General features: G+C 64.6%; 14 protein-coding genes. 12 read left to right on the top strand and 2 right to left on the bottom strand.

What is annotated here, in order from left to right; genetic code table 11:
* Positions 1 to 117 precede the first annotated feature (117 nt).
* The 12 genes from rimP (at position 118) to JQ604_RS27205 (ending at position 13,700) form a co-directional block, all read left to right on the top strand.
* Complete coding sequence (gene rimP / locus JQ604_RS27260) at positions 118 to 882, top strand: ribosome maturation factor RimP (RefSeq protein WP_212363760.1); 765 nt, start codon at positions 118 to 120, stop codon at positions 880 to 882.
* A 3-nt stretch (positions 883 to 885) separates the two neighbouring features.
* On the top strand, positions 886 to 2,499 hold the full coding sequence (gene nusA / locus JQ604_RS27255) for a transcription termination factor NusA (protein ID WP_212363759.1): 1,614 nt from the start codon (positions 886 to 888) through the stop codon (positions 2,497 to 2,499).
* A 15-nt stretch (positions 2,500 to 2,514) separates the two neighbouring features.
* Complete coding sequence (locus JQ604_RS27250; RefSeq protein ID WP_212363758.1) at positions 2,515 to 3,201, top strand: RNA-binding protein; 687 nt, start codon at positions 2,515 to 2,517, stop codon at positions 3,199 to 3,201.
* A 109-nt stretch (positions 3,202 to 3,310) separates the two neighbouring features.
* Positions 3,311 to 6,025, top strand: a complete 2,715-nt coding sequence (infB, locus tag JQ604_RS27245) for a translation initiation factor IF-2 (protein WP_212363757.1) — start codon at positions 3,311 to 3,313, stop codon at positions 6,023 to 6,025.
* Between the two features lie 158 nt (positions 6,026 to 6,183).
* A complete protein-coding gene (gene rbfA, locus JQ604_RS27240; protein ID WP_212363756.1) occupies positions 6,184 to 6,594 on the top strand; it encodes a 30S ribosome-binding factor RbfA in 411 nt (136 codons plus the stop codon).
* A complete protein-coding gene (truB, locus tag JQ604_RS27235) occupies positions 6,594 to 7,703 on the top strand; it encodes a tRNA pseudouridine(55) synthase TruB (protein WP_212363755.1) in 1,110 nt (369 codons plus the stop codon). Before rbfA ends, truB begins: the two co-directional genes overlap by 1 nt.
* Positions 7,704 to 7,705: 2 nt before the next feature.
* The gene (gene rpsO / locus JQ604_RS27230; protein ID WP_016844725.1) at positions 7,706 to 7,975 is read left to right on the top strand and encodes a 30S ribosomal protein S15; all 270 of its coding nucleotides are present in this window, start codon (positions 7,706 to 7,708) and stop codon (positions 7,973 to 7,975) included.
* A 319-nt stretch (positions 7,976 to 8,294) separates the two neighbouring features.
* Complete coding sequence (gene pnp, locus JQ604_RS27225) at positions 8,295 to 10,451, top strand: polyribonucleotide nucleotidyltransferase (protein ID WP_212363754.1); 2,157 nt, start codon at positions 8,295 to 8,297, stop codon at positions 10,449 to 10,451.
* Positions 10,452 to 10,666: 215 nt separating this feature from the next.
* Positions 10,667 to 11,398, top strand: coding sequence for a superoxide dismutase (locus tag JQ604_RS27220; protein WP_212363753.1), 732 nt, complete (start codon positions 10,667 to 10,669; stop codon positions 11,396 to 11,398).
* Between the two features lie 202 nt (positions 11,399 to 11,600).
* Positions 11,601 to 12,053, top strand: coding sequence for a GNAT family N-acetyltransferase (locus tag JQ604_RS27215; RefSeq protein WP_212363752.1), 453 nt, complete (start codon positions 11,601 to 11,603; stop codon positions 12,051 to 12,053).
* 78 nt (positions 12,054 to 12,131) lie between these two features.
* Complete coding sequence (locus JQ604_RS27210; RefSeq protein WP_212363751.1) at positions 12,132 to 12,968, top strand: hypothetical protein; 837 nt, start codon at positions 12,132 to 12,134, stop codon at positions 12,966 to 12,968.
* 135 nt (positions 12,969 to 13,103) lie between these two features.
* Complete coding sequence (locus JQ604_RS27205) at positions 13,104 to 13,700, top strand: glutathione S-transferase family protein (RefSeq protein WP_212363750.1); 597 nt, start codon at positions 13,104 to 13,106, stop codon at positions 13,698 to 13,700.
* Here the strand turns inward: JQ604_RS27205 and fabV are convergent, their stop codons facing one another.
* Both fabV and fabB read right to left on the bottom strand, forming a co-directional pair.
* Positions 13,701 to 14,873 (bottom strand): enoyl-ACP reductase FabV, encoded by a 1,173-nt coding sequence (gene fabV, locus JQ604_RS27200; RefSeq protein WP_212363749.1) that lies wholly within the window; start codon positions 14,871 to 14,873, stop codon positions 13,701 to 13,703.
* Positions 14,874 to 14,954: 81 nt separating this feature from the next.
* Positions 14,955 to 16,178: a beta-ketoacyl-ACP synthase I gene (gene fabB, locus JQ604_RS27195; protein WP_212363748.1), complete on the bottom strand. Its 1,224-nt coding sequence runs from the start codon at positions 16,176 to 16,178 to the stop codon at positions 14,955 to 14,957.
* Positions 16,179 to 16,207: the final 29 nt, after the last annotated feature.

The following is a 16,207-nucleotide window of genomic DNA, read 5'->3' as shown; positions in this document are numbered from 1 at the left end:
TTTTTATTACCTGAAGGGACCCGGCCCGGCCGGATCAAGTTCAGGTAGCGCCGCCGGACCGTTAAGGCCCGGTCAACCAACACGTTAGTTAGACCGCTGACTGCCCTGACACTGACTATGACCGACCCGATCGCCACGCCCGTGGACGCCGCACTGCTCGCCGAGCCCCGCCTCGTCGTCGAGCCCGGCCTGCCCGCGCGCGTCGCCGCGGTTGCCGGTCCCGTGCTCGAGGGCATGGGCTATCGGCTGGTGCGGATCAAGATCTCGGGCGATGCCGGCTGCACCGTGCAGGTCATGGCCGAGCGGCCGGACGGCTCGATGCAGCTGGAGGATTGCGAGGCGATCTCGCGGGCGCTGTCGCCGGTGCTCGATGTCGCCGACCCTATCGATCGCGCCTACCGACTTGAGATATCATCGCCGGGTATCGATCGCCCGCTGGTCCGCCGCAGCGATTTCGAGCGCTATGCCGGGCATCTCGTGAAGATCGAGATGGCGGTGGCGCATCAGGGCCGCAAGCGGTTCCGCGGCGTGCTGTCGGGCGTTGAGGGCGATGCCGTGCGCCTGCGCCGCGACGATGTCCGTGCCGGTGACGAGCCCGATGTGCTCCTCGTGATGGAGGACATTTCGGACGCGCGCCTGGTGCTGACCGACGAGCTGATTGCCGAATCGATGCGTCGCGGCAAGGCCGCCGAGCGCGAGATGCGCCGCGAGCTTGGCCTGGCGCCGCAGCAGCCTGCGCACGCCAAGAACAGCGATCCGGCGAAGGACAACAAGCCGAAAGCGAAGGCGGGCAAGAAGCCGGCCCCGACCAACACCAAGAAACACCGCCTGGCCGCCGAGCGCGCGCGCCGTGGCGACATCGATCCTACCGAAGGAGACTGAGCCATGGCCGTCAGCGCCAACAAACTCGAACTGCTGCAGATTGCAGACGCAGTTGCGCGCGAAAAGTCGATCGACCGCTCCATCGTGATCGCGGCGATGGAGGATGCCATCGCCAAGGCCGCGCGCGCCCGCTACGGCAGCGAGACCGACGTGCACGCCGAGATCGACGCCAAGAAGGGCGAGCTGCGGCTGTCGCGCCACATGCTTGTTGTCGAGAAGGTCGAGAACCCCTCGAACCAGATTTCGCTGAACGACGCGCAGCGCGCCAATCCGGGCGCCCAGGTCGGCGACACCATCGCCGACACGCTGCCGCCGCTGGAATATGGCCGCATCGCCGCGCAGTCGGCCAAGCAGGTGATCGTGCAGAAGGTGCGCGAGGCCGAGCGCGACCGGCAGTACCAGGAATTCAAGGACCGTATCGGCGACATCGTCAACGGCGTCGTCAAGCGCGTCGAATATGGCAGCGTGATCGTCGATCTCGGGCGCGGTGAAGCCATCGTCCGTCGCGACGAGATGCTGCCGCGCGAGGTGTTCCGCAACGGCGACCGCGTCCGCGCCTATATCTTCGACGTCCGCCGCGAGACCCGCGGGCCGCAGATCTTCCTGTCCCGCACCCATCCGCAGTTCATGGCCAAGCTGTTCGCGCAGGAAGTGCCGGAGATCTACGACGGCATCGTCGAGATCAAGGCTGTCGCCCGCGATCCCGGCTCGCGCGCCAAGATCGGCGTGATCTCGCGCGACTCCTCGGTCGATCCGGTCGGCGCCTGCGTCGGTATGCGCGGCTCGCGCGTGCAGGCTGTGGTGAACGAGCTGCAGGGCGAGAAGATCGACATCATTCCGTGGTCGCCCGATATCGCAACCTTCGTGGTCAACGCGCTGGCGCCGGCTGAGGTCGCCAAGGTCGTCATCGACGAAGACCGCGAGCGCATCGAGGTCGTGGTGCCCGATACCAACAACCAGCTCTCGCTGGCGATCGGCCGCCGCGGCCAGAACGTGCGCCTGGCCTCCCAACTCACCGGCTGGGACATCGACATCCTGACCGAGCAGGAAGAGTCCGAGCGCCGTCAGGCAGACTTCGAGAACTCGACCCGTGTGTTCATGGAAGCGCTCAATGTCGACGAGGTCGTCGGTCAGTTGCTCGCCTCCGAAGGCTTCACCTCGGTTGAGGAACTCGCGCTGGTCGACGTCAAGGAACTCGCCGGCATCGAGGGTTTCGACGAGGAAACCGCGCAGGAACTGCAGAACCGCGCCCGCGAATATCTGGAGCAGCTTGAGGCCGAACTTGAGGGCAAGCGCAAGGAACTCGGGGTCGAGGACGCCATGAAGGATGTTCCCGGCGTCACCTTGAAGATGCTGGTGAAGCTCGGCGAGAACGACGTCAAGACGGTCGAGGACCTCGCCGGCTGCGCAACCGACGATCTGGTCGGCTGGACCGAGCGCAAGGAAGGCAGCGAGCCGACCAAGCATGCCGGCTTCCTCGACGGTATCGAGCTCTCGCGCGACGACGCCGAGGCCATGATCATGCAGGCCCGCCTCAAGGCCGGCTGGATCACCGAGGCCGATCTGGCCAAGCCCGCGGCGGAAGCCGACGAGGCGGCCGAAGAACCGGCGGCGTAAGGAGATGGCGCACGGATGCTCGCCCAGGCTGACCCCGATCTCGACGACGGACCGCGAACCAACAAGTCCGCGACCGGCCGTATGTGCGCGGTCAGCCGCGAGGTGCGTCCGATCGACGAGCTGATCCGCTTCGTCGTTGCTCCCTCGGGCGAGGTCGTTCCCGACCTCAAGCGCAAGCTGCCGGGGCGGGGGTTATGGATTTCGGCATCGCGCCGCGCGGTTGCGGAAGCGGTCCGCCGTCACCAATTCAGCAAGGGTTTCAAGCGCGACGTCCGCGTCGCGCCGACCCTGCCCCTTGAGACCGAAACCCTGCTGGTTCGCAGCCTGACCGATGCCCTGGCGATGGCCGCCAAGGCCGGCCAGGTCGTTGCGGGCTTCGGCAAGGTCGAGGACGCGCTCAACCGGGGGGAAACCGCGGCTCTGATCCACGCTTCCGACGGGTCAGCCGACGGAATCCGCAAATTGGACGCGATCGCGCGGCAAAACAGCGAGAATCGTGGTGAATCGAAGGTTTTCCCGACCGTCAATGTTTTGACGTCGGCCGAATTGGATTTGGCACTTGGGCGCTCAAATGTGATACATGCTGCGCTGCTCGCGGGCCCGGCGAGCAAGACGTTCCTGTCGCGCTGCCAGATGCTGGTCCGATACCGGATGGCCGACGACGACAAGACCGCCGATGCGGCCAGAAATTCCAGAGCATGATTCCGGGACGGCGGGGACGCTTTTCCGATCGGATCATGCTCAAACCAAAGACGACGCTTTGAAGGATATGTGCGGCGAACGCACAGCGAAACGAGATTAGGACTGCTGAATGGTTGATACCAAAACCCCTGGCGACAAGACTCTGAGTGTCCCGACCAAGACCTTGACGCTCAAGCCACGTGTCGAGACCGGCACCGTGCGCCAGAGTTTTAGCCATGGCCGGACCAAGCAGGTCGTGGTGGAGAAGCGTGGCAAGCGCCGCATCGGCGGCGATGGTCCCGGCGAGACGCATGCGCCGGAACCGGTGGTCGCGAAGCCAGCCGCAGCGCCTGCGCCCGCCAAGCCGCCGCTCGGCCGTCCCGGCGGCGCCCCCGGCCAACCGCCGCGCAACGCCGGATCCGGCGTCGTGCTGCGCACGCTGACCGAGGACGAACGTTCCGCCCGCGCCAGCGCGCTTGCCGACGCCAAGCAGCGCGACATCGAGGAACGCCGCCAGGCCGAGGAAGAGGCCCAGCGCCGCGCCAGCCGCGAAGCCATCGAGAAGGCCGAGCGCGAAGCTGCAGAAGCCCGCCGCAAGGCGGAAGAAGATCGGCATCGCGTCGAAGAAGAAGCCAAGCGCAAGGCCGAAGTCGAAGCCAAGCGCCGCTTTGGCGAAGGCGAGGCCAAGCCTGGCACAGCGCCCGCTCCGGCCGCGAGGCCGACAACCCCGTCAGCTGCGCCGGCACGCACCACTTCTGCACCCGCACGCCCCGGTTCGGCACCCGCCCGCACCACGACCACGCCTGCCCGCACACCGCTCACGCCGCAGCGCCCGCCGGGCGTTGCCGCCGAGGCCGAGGAGGATGAAGGTCCGCGCCTGGTGCGCCGTCCGGGCGGCGCACTGCGCCCGGTGCTTCCGCCGAAGACAACGCACAAGCCGGGCCCGCAGAAGCAGCGCGGCCGATTGACGGTCACCACCGCGCTCAATGCCGACGACGTGCGCGAGCGTTCGATCGCTTCGTTCCGCCGCCGCACCCAGCGCCTGAAGGGTCATGCCGCGAACGAGCCGAAGGAAAAGCTGATCCGCGAAGTCACGATTCCCGAAGCGATCACGATCCAGGAACTCGCGAACCGCATGTCGGAGCGCGCGGTCGACGTCATCCGCATGCTGATGAAGCAGGGCGCGATGCACAAGATCACCGATGTGATCGACGCCGACACCGCGCAGCTGATCGCCGAGGAACTGGGCCATAGCGTCAAGCGCGTCGCCGCGTCTGACGTTGAAGAAGGCCTGTTCGACATCGTCGAGGATTCGGCCGATACCGAGCCGCGCTCGCCGGTCGTCACCGTGATGGGCCATGTCGATCACGGCAAGACCTCGCTGCTCGACGCGCTGCGCCACGCCAACGTGGTCTCGGGCGAAGCCGGCGGCATCACCCAGCATATCGGCGCCTACCAGGTGACCTCGCCGGAGACCGGCACCAAGATCACCTTCATCGATACGCCCGGCCACGCCGCGTTCACCGCGATGCGCGCCCGCGGCGCCAAGGTCACCGACATCGTGATCCTGGTGGTGGCGGCCGACGACGGCGTGATGCCGCAGACGATCGAGGCGATCAACCACGCCAAGGCGGCCAAGGTGCCGATGATCGTGGCGATCAACAAGATCGACAAGCCCGACGCCAAGCCGGAGCGCGTGCGCACCGAACTGCTGCAGCACGAGGTGCAGGTCGAATCGTTCGGCGGCGACGTCGTCGACGTCGAAGTGTCGGCCAAGAACAAGACCAATCTCGACAAGCTGCTCGAGATGATCGCGCTGCAGGCCGAACTGCTCGACCTCAAGACCAATTCGGAACGCCCCGCAGAAGGCACCGTGATCGAAGCCAAGCTCGATCGCGGCCGTGGTCCGGTGGCGACCGTGCTGGTGCAGCGTGGCACGCTGCGCGTCGGCGACATCATCGTGGCCGGCGCCGAGATGGGCCGCGTCCGCGCACTGATCTCCGACCAGGGCGAGCGGCTCGACGAGGCCGGCCCCGCCGTTCCGGTCGAGGTGCTCGGCTTCAACGGCCCGCCGGAAGCCGGCGACCGTCTCGCCGTGGTCGAGAACGAAGCCCGCGCCCGCCAGGTCACCAGCTACCGCGCGCACCAGAAGCGCGAGAACGCGGCAGCGTCGGTCTCCGGCATGCGCGGCTCGCTCGAGCAGATGATGTCGCAATTGAAGACCGCGGGCCGCAAGGAATTCCCGCTGATCGTCAAGGCCGACGTGCAGGGCTCGCTGGAAGCGATTCTCGGCTCGCTGGAGAAGCTCGGCACCGACGAAGTCGCAGCCCGCATCCTGCATGCAGGCGTCGGCGGCATCTCGGAATCCGACGTGACGCTGGCCGAAGGCTTCAACGCCGCGATCATCGGCTTCTCCGTGCGCGCCAACAAGGAAGCCGCCGCCGCAGCCAAGCGCAACGGCATCGAGATCCGCTACTACAACATCATCTACGATCTCGTGGATGACATCAAAAAGGCGATGTCCGGCCTGCTCGCGCCCACGCTGCGCGAGACCATGCTAGGCAACGCGCAGATCCTGGAAGTGTTCAACATTTCCAAGGTCGGCAAGGTCGCCGGCTGCCGCGTCACCGACGGCACCGTGGAACGCGGCGCCAATGTGCGCCTGATCCGCGACAACGTCGTTGTGCACGAAGGCAAGCTGTCGACGCTGAAGCGCTTCAAGGATGAAGTGAAGGAAGTGCAATCCGGTCAGGAATGCGGCATGGCCTTCGAGAACTACGGCGATATGCGTGTCGGCGACGTGATCGAGTGCTACCGCATCGAGACGATCCAGCGCTCTCTGTAAGTCCAAATCTTACGAAGCGCCGGGTCCTTTTAAACTGAACTGAAAATGCAGCGGCGTGGCCGGATTTATTCCGGCCATGCCTGCATTGCCTGATTTTAGAGCAACGACGTCGACGCTCGCGATCCGCGCGCGGGCCTGACGGTATTTGGAAACACACGATGCCTCGCCAGAAGAAGAGTTCCACGCCCGGCGGCTCGCAACGTCAATTGCGCGTCGGCGAGACGGTGCGCCATGCGGTTGCCGAGATTCTGTCGCAGGGTGACGTCCACGATCCCGATCTCGCAGGCCACATCATCACCGTTCCCGAGGTGCGTATGTCGCCGGACCTGAAGCTCGCCACGATCTACGTGATGCCGCTCGGTGGACGCGACACGGATGTCGTGATCGCAGCACTCGAGCGCAACAAGAAGTACCTGCGCGGCGAGATCGCGCATCGCGTTAACCTGAAATTTGCACCCGACATCCGCTTCCGCGTCGACGAGCGATTCGACGAAGCGGAACGTATCGAGAAATTACTGCGAACACCTGCGGTGCAGAGAGACCTTGCACCCGATTCGGACGACGAGTGATGATTGTGACGACCACCAACGGCATGATCGACGCGCCAAACGGCGAGGCGCGCGACGCTGACAAGAATATTTTTTCCGATGCCCGCAACGACGAGCCGCGCCGCACCAACAACGATCCGCGTCTGAAGCAGGGCAAACCAAATCAGCAGCCACGCCGCGACAAGCGCGACGTGCACGGCTGGGTCGTGCTCGACAAGCCGATTGGCATGACCTCGACGCAGGCAGTCGCGGTGCTGAAGCGCCTGTTCCAGGCCAAGCGCGCCGGTCATGCCGGCACGCTCGATCCGCTTGCCTCCGGCGGCCTGCCGATCGCACTCGGCGAAGCCACCAAGACCGTTCCGTTCGTGATGGACGGCCGCAAGCGCTACCGCTTCACGGTCGCCTGGGGCGAGGAGCGCGATACCGACGACACCGAGGGCCGCGTGGTCAAGACCAGCGAGGCCAGGCCAACGGCCGAAGCGATCCGGAACCTGCTGCCCGGCTTTACCGGGGTGATCGAGCAGATCCCGCCGCAATATTCGGCGATCAAGGTCCAGGGCGAGCGCGCCTATGATCTGGCGCGTGACGGCGAGACCGTCGAGCTGAAGCCCCGCCCGGTCGAGATTCACGAATTAACCCTTGTAGAACATGGAGATAACGGCCAGTCCGTGTTCGAAGCCGAGTGCGGCAAGGGAACTTATGTCCGGGCACTGGCCCGCGACATGGGCCGGCTTTTGGGCTGTTTCGGCCATATCTGCGCGCTGCGGCGGACCATTGTCGGTCCGTTTACCGAGGCAGACATGATTCCGCTGGAACAGTTGGAGGCTTTATGCAATAGAGCCGCGTCTGGCGAGGGCAGCCTCGCCGACGCGCTTTTGCCCGTTGAGACCGCGCTGGACGACATCCCGGCACTGGCCGTCACACGGGCTGATGCGGCAAGGCTCCATCGGGGCCAGGCCGTTTTGTTGCGCGGACGGGATGCGCCCAATTGTAGCGGCACAGTCTATGTCACGGTGGCAGGCCGTCTTTTGGCGCTTGCTGAAGTCGGCAATGGCGAACTCATCCCCAAGCGCGTGTTCAACCTGAGCGGACTGACTGCCAGTCCGGCTCGCAACAATGAGAGCAATTGACGATGTCGATTACCGCCGAACGCAAAGCGGAAGTCATCAAGACGAATGCCAACAAGGCCGGCGACACCGGCTCGCCCGAGGTCCAGGTCGCGATCCTGTCGGAACGCATCAACAACCTCACCGAGCACTTCAAGTCCCACGTGAAGGACAACCATTCACGCCGCGGTCTCCTGAAGCTCGTGTCGACGCGCCGTTCCCTGCTTGACTACATCAAGCGCAAGGACGAGGCGCGCTACAAGGCGCTGCTCGAGAAGCACAACATCCGTCGTTGATATCGAGAAGTACGCGCGCGCAGTTTGCGCGCGTTTTCGCATGGTCTTGTCCGGCGGACCGGACTTTCGAATTGTCGAAAGACGATCATGCGCAATGGCATGGCCCACAATGCCATGCACACTAGCGTCCAGCAGCAATCCGGCAGCTGGACGGGGCAAGATGCCCAGATGACCGAAAGGATGGACGCCATCCGAAATTCAATGACCATGGCAGGATCGCCGGATGCCGATCGCGCTGCGATCGATGTCTCGCCATCTTGCGCATGGTCTTTGCGTTTTTGGGCCCCGTGCTTTCGTGAAACCATGAAAGACAACTGCAATGTTCACTAAGCATTCCGTCGAGATCGACTGGGGTGGACGTCCCCTCAAGCTTGAGACCGGCAAGATCGCGCGTCAGGCCGACGGCGCCGTGCTCGCGACCTATGGCGAGACCGTCGTGCTCGCTACCGTCGTTGCGGCGAAGGCGCCGCGCGAAGGCGTCGACTTCCTGCCGCTCACCGTCGATTATCAGGAAAAGACCTACGCGGCGGGCCGCATTCCCGGCGGCTATTTCAAGCGCGAAGGTCGTCCGACCGAGAAGGAGACGCTGGTCTCCCGCCTGATCGACCGCCCGATCCGTCCGCTGTTCGTCGACGGCTGGCGCAACGAGACCCAGGTGATCGCAACCGTCCTGTCGCACGACATGGAGAACGATCCCGATATCGTGGCGCTGGTGGCCTCCTCGGCTGCGCTGACCCTGTCGGGCGCGCCGTTCAAGGGCCCGATCGGCGCCGCCCGCGTCGGTTTCGCCAATGACGAGTTCATCCTCAATCCGACGCTCGACGAGATGACCGAGACCCAGCTCGACCTGGTCGTCGCCGGCACCGCCGACGCCGTGCTGATGGTCGAATCGGAAGCGAAAGAGCTCAACGAAGACGTGATGCTCGGCGCGGTCATGTTCGGCCACCGCCACTTCCAGCCGGTCATCAACGCGATCATCGAGCTCGCCGAGAAGGCCGCGAAGGAGCCGCGCGAGGTTACCACGATCGACAATTCGGAGATCGAAAAGGAGATGCTGGGCATCGCCGAGCAGGACCTCCGTGCCGCCTACGCCATTCCGGTCAAGCAGGATCGCTACGCCGCGGTCGGCAAGGTCAAGGAAAAGGTGATGGCTCACTATTTCCCCGAAGGGCAGGAGCCGAAATACGACAAGCTGCGCGTCGCCGGCGTGTTCAAGGAGCTCGAAGCCAAGATCGTTCGCTGGAACATCCTCGACACCGGCAAGCGCATCGACGGCCGCGACAGCAAGACCGTGCGCAACATCGTCGCCGAAGTCGGCGTGCTGCCGCGCGCTCACGGTTCGGCGCTGTTCACCCGCGGTGAGACCCAGGCGATGGTCGTGACCACGCTCGGCACCGGCGAGGACGAGCAGTACATCGACGCGCTGTCGGGAACGTACAAGGAAACGTTCCTGCTGCACTACAACTTCCCGCCCTACTCGGTCGGTGAGACCGGCCGCCTCGGCGGCACCAAGCGCCGCGAGATCGGCCACGGCAAGCTCGCCTGGCGCGCGATCCACCCGGTGCTGCCGCCGCATCACGAATTCCCCTACACCACGCGCGTGGTGTCGGAGATCACCGAATCCAACGGCTCCTCGTCGATGGCTTCGGTCTGCGGCGCCTCGCTGGCGCTGATGGATGCGGGCGTTCCCTTGAAGCGGCCGACCGCGGGCATCGCGATGGGCCTGATCCTGGAAGGTTCGCGCTTTGCGGTCCTGTCGGACATCCTCGGCGACGAGGATCACCTCGGCGACATGGACTTCAAGGTGGCCGGCACCGACCACGGCATCACCTCGCTCCAGATGGACATCAAGATCGAGGGCATCACCGAAGAGATCATGAAGGTGGCGCTGGCGCAGGCCAAGGACGGCCGCATCCATATCCTGGGTGAGATGGCCAAGGCACTGACCGCGGCGCGCGCCGAGCTCGGCGAATACGCGCCGCGCATCGAGACCTTCAAGATCGCCACCGACAAGATCCGCGAAGTGATCGGCACCGGCGGTAAGGTGATCCGCGAGATCGTCGAGAAGACCGGCGCCAAGGTCAACATCGAGGACGACGGCACCGTGAAGGTCGCCTCCAACGACGGCGAGGCCATGAAGGCCGCCATCAAGTGGATCAAGTCGATCGCCTCCGATCCGGAAGTCGGCCAGATCTACGAGGGCACCGTCGTGAAGGTGATGGAGTTCGGCGCCTTCGTGAACTTCTTCGGCGCCAAGGACGGTCTGGTCCACATCAGCCAGCTCGCTTCTGCGCGCGTGCAGAAGACCTCCGACGTCGTCAAGGAAGGCGACAAGGTCAAGGTCAAGCTGCTCGGCTTCGACGACCGCGGCAAGACCCGCCTGTCGATGAAGGCGGTCGACCAGGCCACCGGCGAGGACCTCGAGGCCAAGCCGAAGGCTGACGCTCCGGCGCCGCGCGAAGCGGCCGGCGAGTAAGCGGTCAGAACAACGAAATCAGGAAGGGCGGCTGAAAGGCCGCCCTTTTTGTTTGCTTGATCAATTCTCGGTTTGATCAATGCGTGCGCGCTTACGTCGCAACGTCAAACGCCGTAGGTATGAAACCAATCTCGTCGAATCTCGCATTTCAACCTAAGTCCCTCGCGAGCGTTCGCCCGATCAGGATCGTCCCGTCACCTGCCAGGAGAAGTTTCATGTCCTCATTGTCCCGTCGCGGATTCTTCAGTGCCGCTGCTGGTCTCGCCGCGGTCGCAGCCGCGCCGCGCCTCGTCTTCGCCCAGGCCACCACCCCGCCCACCGGCCCGTTCAAGATCGATCCGCTGTCCTATGCGACGAACGCGCTGGAGCCGCATATCGACGCCAAGACGATGGAGATCCATCACGACCGGCACCACCAGGCCTACGTCACGAATCTGAATAACTTCGCCAAGGACAATCCGCAGATCGCAGAGAAGCCGATCACCGACGTGCTCGCCAACCTCGGCAATGTACCGGACGCGATCCGCACCGGCGTCCGCAACAATCTCGGCGGCCACGCCAATCACACCATGTTCTGGCAGATCATGGGACCGAGCGGCGGCAAGCCGGAGGGTGAGGTGCTGGCCGCGATCGAGCGCGATCTCGGCGGCATGGAGAAATTCCAGACCGACTTCAACGCCGCGGGCGGCCGCGTGTTCGGCTCCGGCTGGGTATTCGTCACCGTCACCAAGGACGGCAAGCTCGCGATCGAGACGCGCCCCAACCAGGACAACCCGATCATGGACGGCAAGCGCGCGCTGCTCGGCAATGACGTCTGGGAGCACGCCTATTATTTGACCTACCAGAACCGCCGGCCCGACTATCTCAAGGCCTGGTGGAATACGGTGAACTGGAAGGCGGTCGGCGAGCGCTATGCCGCGGCGAAGGCCGGAACGCTCGGCGTCTGAGTTCGACGAGAGGACTCGGCGGCCGCAAGGCGATCCTGTAGCCTTGAGTGAGAAAAGCATCGCGAGCGATCGCGGGGCTTTTTGCACCCGAGGGACTGCTAAAGCGCGATGAGATTGGGTTGAATCGTCATCGCGCTTTAGCTTCTTGTTTGAGCATGATCTTCTCGGAAAACCGCTTCACACTTTTCCGGATCATGCTCTAATGCCGCCATCGATCATCCGGCCGGCTCGTGCGGACGAATTTGACGAAATCGCCCGCGCCTGGATGGAGAGCTGGGTCTCGACCGGGCTGTCACAGGCGAGCGACAAGCTGCTCGCCGATCTGCGTGCGCGCCTGCCGCGCGAGATCGAGAACGGCTGGACGCTGTTCGTCGCCGACGATCGCGGCACGATCGCCGGCATGCTGGCGCTGCATCTGTCGAAGTCTTACCTCGACCAGCTCATGGTCGTGCCAGCCTATCAGGGCCAAAGCCTCGGCCGGCAGCTCCTCACTTTCACGCGGCAGCATTTGCCTGACGAGATCCGGCTGCGCTGCGTCCGCGAGAACGAGAAGGCTTGGCGGTGGTACGAGCGCGAGGGCTTTGTGTTCGAGAAGGAGGAGCTCAACCCGCTCACCGGCTTCATGATGAAATGCTATCGCTGGACGAAAGGCTGAGCGACGGCCCACCTTGCGGAGGCCCGACGCACGCTCTAGTTTGGCGCACCCGCCGCATCAACTTTTCATTCGTCAGTCATGTCTCGCCGTTTCGCCATCACCGCCGTCCTCGCGTCATCGTTCGTCGCGGCAGGATGGGCCCAGTCTCCCCCGACACAGCCCGCCCCCGCGGCATCCGCCCCCATCAAGTCCGCAGCAAAGAAGGCCGCGCCGAAGGCCAAGCCGGCAGCGAAGCAGCCTGCCGCGGTCGAGACCGGCCCCTGCCGGCTCGGTGTGATCTCGGTGCTCGGCGACCAGTTTGCGGTCCAGAAATTCGGCGTGACCGTCTTCGAGTATGAGGGGACTGAAGTTCCGATCAACTGGGGGTTCGATGACCTCGTCTTCGCACGGGTCCGAGCGGCGACCGGCAACGACCCCGGGGTCCGGAAGATAAGCTTTGCCAGGGGCGCGTTCGATCCGTTCTATCACCCGCAATCCCGCTTTTTGCCGGACCCACGCGAGGGCATACCAGCGATCGTTCAGAGCATCACCACTAGCTCGAACTGCGAGCGCTATCTCGTCGTCACCAAATTCAAGTCGCGGCCGCAGAACTCCAATCTGGAGCTCAACGGCATCGGCACCTACAACCAGGGCCTCGGATCGGTGCTACGGCACTCGCATTTGTTCGCCAACATCTCGCTGACACTGCTCGACGGCAGGAGCTACGAGCGGGTCAACCGTGCGTTCGCGAACTTCGGAAGCAATCTCGCAGAAGGCATGAGGCTGACCGAGAATCCGCTCAACAAGCTCGATAACGCTGACTTTCCCACCCCTCCGGAAGCCGCATCATCGAGTGCTCTGTTGCGCGAAAGAACCCGCACATTGATTGCGGCGGAGCTCGATCGGAGACTGCCGGGCTATCTCAAGGACGAGTGAGCGGCGCGACGGGAGATTGACCAACATGCCGCCTGAGCCGCGGCGCGCTCGCCCAGACATAGTGCGTTGCCAATGCGCTGAAGACGCGCGAAAAAGCGAGGCGCTATTCATCCCACGCCGATGAAAGGTTCCGCCATGATGCAGCTCTATTGGTCGCCGCGCTCGCGTTCGTTCTCCTCGCTCTGGCTGATGGAAGAGACCGGGCAGCCCTATGAGCGCGTGCTGATCGACATCTCGACCGGCGCGCAGCGCAAGATCGAATATCTCGCGATCAATCCGATGGGCAAGGTGCCGGCGCTGAGGGATGGTGAGGCAACGCTCGCCGAAGCGGCCGCGATCGCAGCCTATGTCGCCGAACGCTATCCCGAGGCGAAACTCGCGCCTCCGCTCGGCGATCCCCTGCGCGCAAAATATCTCTACTGGCTGTTCTTCGGCCCCGGCTGCATCGAGCCCGCGATGGTGCAGATCGCAACCAAGGTCGAGATGAACCCCGTCGCAGCCGGTTGGGGCGATGCGCAGCGGGTGATCGACGTGCTCGACGTGGCCCTGAGCAAGGGACCGTGGATACTCGGCGAGACCTTCTCGGCCGCGGATATCGTGATCGGCTCGGGACTGAATTTCGCAGTCCGGCTGTTCAAGATGATTCCAGCGCGGCCGTCATTCGACGCCTATATCGCCCGCTGCATGGCGCGGCCGGCGTTCCAGCGCGCGGAGAAGATCGCGGCCGGGTGATCAACCCGGCACGACGCGCGGATCGACGTCCTGGCCGTAATCGACGCCGTCGATGCCGAAGCCGAACAGGCGGAGGAACTGGGTCTTGTATTCCGGAAGGTCCGCGAGCTCGCCGAGCGTTTCGGTCGTGAGCAGCGGCCAGCGGCGCGACACTTCCTTCTGGACGTCCGCCGACAACTCCCAATCGTCGACACGCAGGCGCTTCGCATCGTCGACCTCCGCGTCGCGGCCGAGGCGGGTGCGGAACAGGCGATCGATCTGCTCGATGCAGCCTTCATGCAGGCCGAGCTGCTTCATGACCTTGAACAGCACGGTGCCGTAGAGCGGCACCACCGGGATAGCCGAGCTCGCCTGCGTCACCACGGCCTTCAGCGCCACCACGCGCGCCGCGTCTTCGCCGAGCCGCGCGCGGATCGCTTCCGCCTTGTTGTCGAGGTCGACCTTGGCGCGGCCGAGCGTGCCCTTCCAGTAGATCGGCCAGGTCAGCTCGCTGCCGATATAGGTGTAGTTGAGGGTACGGAAGCCCGGCGCCAGCACGCCGGCATCGGCAAGCTGGTCGATCCAGCGCTGCCAGTCCTCGCCGCCCATCACCGCGACGGTCGCGGTGGCTTCATCCTCGTTCGCCGGCGAAATCGTGGTCTCGTAGACCTCGCCGGTTTCGGTGTTGAGGGTCTTGATCTCGACGGGCGCGCCAAGCGGCTTGATGGCGGAACGATACGTCTTGCCGGTGACCGGATCCGTGCGAACCGGCGCCGCCATGCTGTAGACGAGCATATCGAGCTGGCCGAACTTTTCGCGGACGCGCGCGATGAAGTCCTGCTTCAGCTCGTCGGAGAAGGCGTCGCCTTCCAGCGTGACGGGCGAACGCCCGATCTTTTGCGCTTCGATCTCGAAGGCGCGGTTGTTGTAGAAGCCGGCGCTGCCGCTCTTGGTCGCCGTGGGCTCGCGCTCCAGCGAGACGCCGATCGTGTCGGCGCCGCCCGCGAAGGTCGCGACGATGCGGCTGGCGAGCCCGTAGCCGGTCGAGCAGCCGAGCACGGCGACGCGCTTGGGAAAGTCCGCCACGGGGCCGTTGCGCAGCACGTAAGCGATCTGCTCACGGACATTGGTGGCGCAGCCGACGGGGTGTGCCGTCGTGCAGATGAAGCCTCGCACGCGCGGTTCGATAATCATGCCCACTCCGTCTCAGTACTTTGTTTGCGCATGATCTCTTTCGGAAAACCGCTTCACACTTTTCCGGATCATGCTAATCAATCACGCATCCAGCCGCTGGAACACCAGCGTCGCGTTGGTGCCGCCGAAGCCGAACGAGTTCGACAGCACGGTGTTGAGCTTGGCGTTGTCGATGCGCTTGCGCACGATCGGCATGTCCGCAAACACCGGATCGAGCTCGGTGATGTGCGCGCTCTCGCAGATGAAGCCGTTGTTGAGCATCAACAGCGAGTAGATCGCTTCCTGCACGCCGGTGGCGCCGAGCGAGTGGCCGGTCAGCGCCTTGGTCGCCGAGATCGGCGGGCACTTGTCGCCGGTGCCGAACACCTTGCGGATCGCCTCGATCTCCGGGGGATCGCCGGCCGGTGTCGAGGTCGCGTGCGGGTTGATGTAATCGATCGGGCCCTTCACGGTCGACAGCGCCATGCGCATGCAGCGCTCGGCGCCCTCACCCGACGGGGCGACCATGTCGTAGCCGTCCGAGGTCGCGCCATAACCGACGATCTCACCATAGATGCGCGCGCCGCGTGCGCGGGCATGCTCGAGCTCTTCCAGCACCAGCACGCCGGCGCCGCCGGCGATCACGAAACCGTCGCGGTTGAGGTCGTAGGGCCGCGACGCCGTCGACGGGGTGTCGTTGTATTTCGAGGACATCGCGCCCATCGCGTCAAACAGCACCGACAGCGTCCAGTCGAGCTCCTCGCAGCCGCCGGCGAAGATCACATCCTGCTTGCCAATCTGGATCGTCTCATAGGCATTGCCGATGCAATGGTTCGAGGTCGCGCAGGCCGACGAGATCGAATAGTTCACGCCCTTGATCTTGAACCAGGTCGCGAGCGTCGCGGATGCGGTCGACGACATGCCTTTCGGCACCGCGAACGGGCCAACACGTTTGGGGCCCTTGCTGCGCGCAATGTCGGCAGCTTCGACCAGGGTGCGGGTCGACGGGCCGCCCGATCCCATGATGATTCCGGTGCGGACGTTGGAGACCTGGTCGGGCTCGAGGCCGGAATCGCGGATCGCCTGCTCCATCGCGACGTGATTCCAGGCCGCGCCCTCGGCGAGGAAGCGCATGGCGCGGCGATCGATCACCTCGGCCGGGTTGAGCGTCGGCGCACCCTGCACCTGCGAGCGGAAACCGAGCTCGGCGTGCTTCTCGGCGCGCGTGATGCCGGACTTCGCCTCGTACAGGCTCGACAGCACTTCCTGGGTGTTGTTTCCGATGGACGAGACAATCCCCATCCCCGTGATGACAACCCGCCTCATGTTCGCCTCGCCCTATCGTTTTGCCTGGC

Origin of the sequence: Bradyrhizobium jicamae, from assembly GCF_018130695.1 — a bacterium.
GTDB lineage: Bacteria > Pseudomonadota > Alphaproteobacteria > Rhizobiales > Xanthobacteraceae > Bradyrhizobium > Bradyrhizobium jicamae_B.
This window is presented reverse-complemented; position numbering and strand designations above follow the sequence as displayed.

Bases quoted from the DNA above. Each gene is read 5' to 3' on its own strand.
- infB (WP_212363757.1), top strand. From the start codon at position 3,311: ATGGTTGATACCAAAACCCCTGGCGACAAGACTCTGAGTGTCCCGACC.
- rbfA (WP_212363756.1), top strand. From the start codon at position 6,184: ATGCCTCGCCAGAAGAAGAGTTCCACGCCCGGCGGCTCGCAACGTCAA.
- JQ604_RS27220 (WP_212363753.1), top strand. From the start codon at position 10,667: ATGTCCTCATTGTCCCGTCGCGGATTCTTCAGTGCCGCTGCTGGTCTC.
- JQ604_RS27210 (WP_212363751.1), top strand. From the start codon at position 12,132: ATGTCTCGCCGTTTCGCCATCACCGCCGTCCTCGCGTCATCGTTCGTC.
- fabB (WP_212363748.1), bottom strand. From the start codon at position 16,178: ATGAGGCGGGTTGTCATCACGGGGATGGGGATTGTCTCGTCCATCGGA.
- JQ604_RS27215 (WP_212363752.1), top strand. From the start codon at position 11,601: ATGCCGCCATCGATCATCCGGCCGGCTCGTGCGGACGAATTTGACGAA.
- pnp (WP_212363754.1), top strand. From the start codon at position 8,295: ATGTTCACTAAGCATTCCGTCGAGATCGACTGGGGTGGACGTCCCCTC.
- nusA (WP_212363759.1), top strand. From the start codon at position 886: ATGGCCGTCAGCGCCAACAAACTCGAACTGCTGCAGATTGCAGACGCA.
- fabV (WP_212363749.1), bottom strand. From the start codon at position 14,873: ATGATTATCGAACCGCGCGTGCGAGGCTTCATCTGCACGACGGCACAC.
- rimP (WP_212363760.1), top strand. From the start codon at position 118: ATGACCGACCCGATCGCCACGCCCGTGGACGCCGCACTGCTCGCCGAG.
- truB (WP_212363755.1), top strand. From the start codon at position 6,594: ATGATTGTGACGACCACCAACGGCATGATCGACGCGCCAAACGGCGAG.
- JQ604_RS27205 (WP_212363750.1), top strand. From the start codon at position 13,104: ATGATGCAGCTCTATTGGTCGCCGCGCTCGCGTTCGTTCTCCTCGCTC.
- rpsO (WP_016844725.1), top strand. From the start codon at position 7,706: ATGTCGATTACCGCCGAACGCAAAGCGGAAGTCATCAAGACGAATGCC.
- JQ604_RS27250 (WP_212363758.1), top strand. From the start codon at position 2,515: ATGCTCGCCCAGGCTGACCCCGATCTCGACGACGGACCGCGAACCAAC.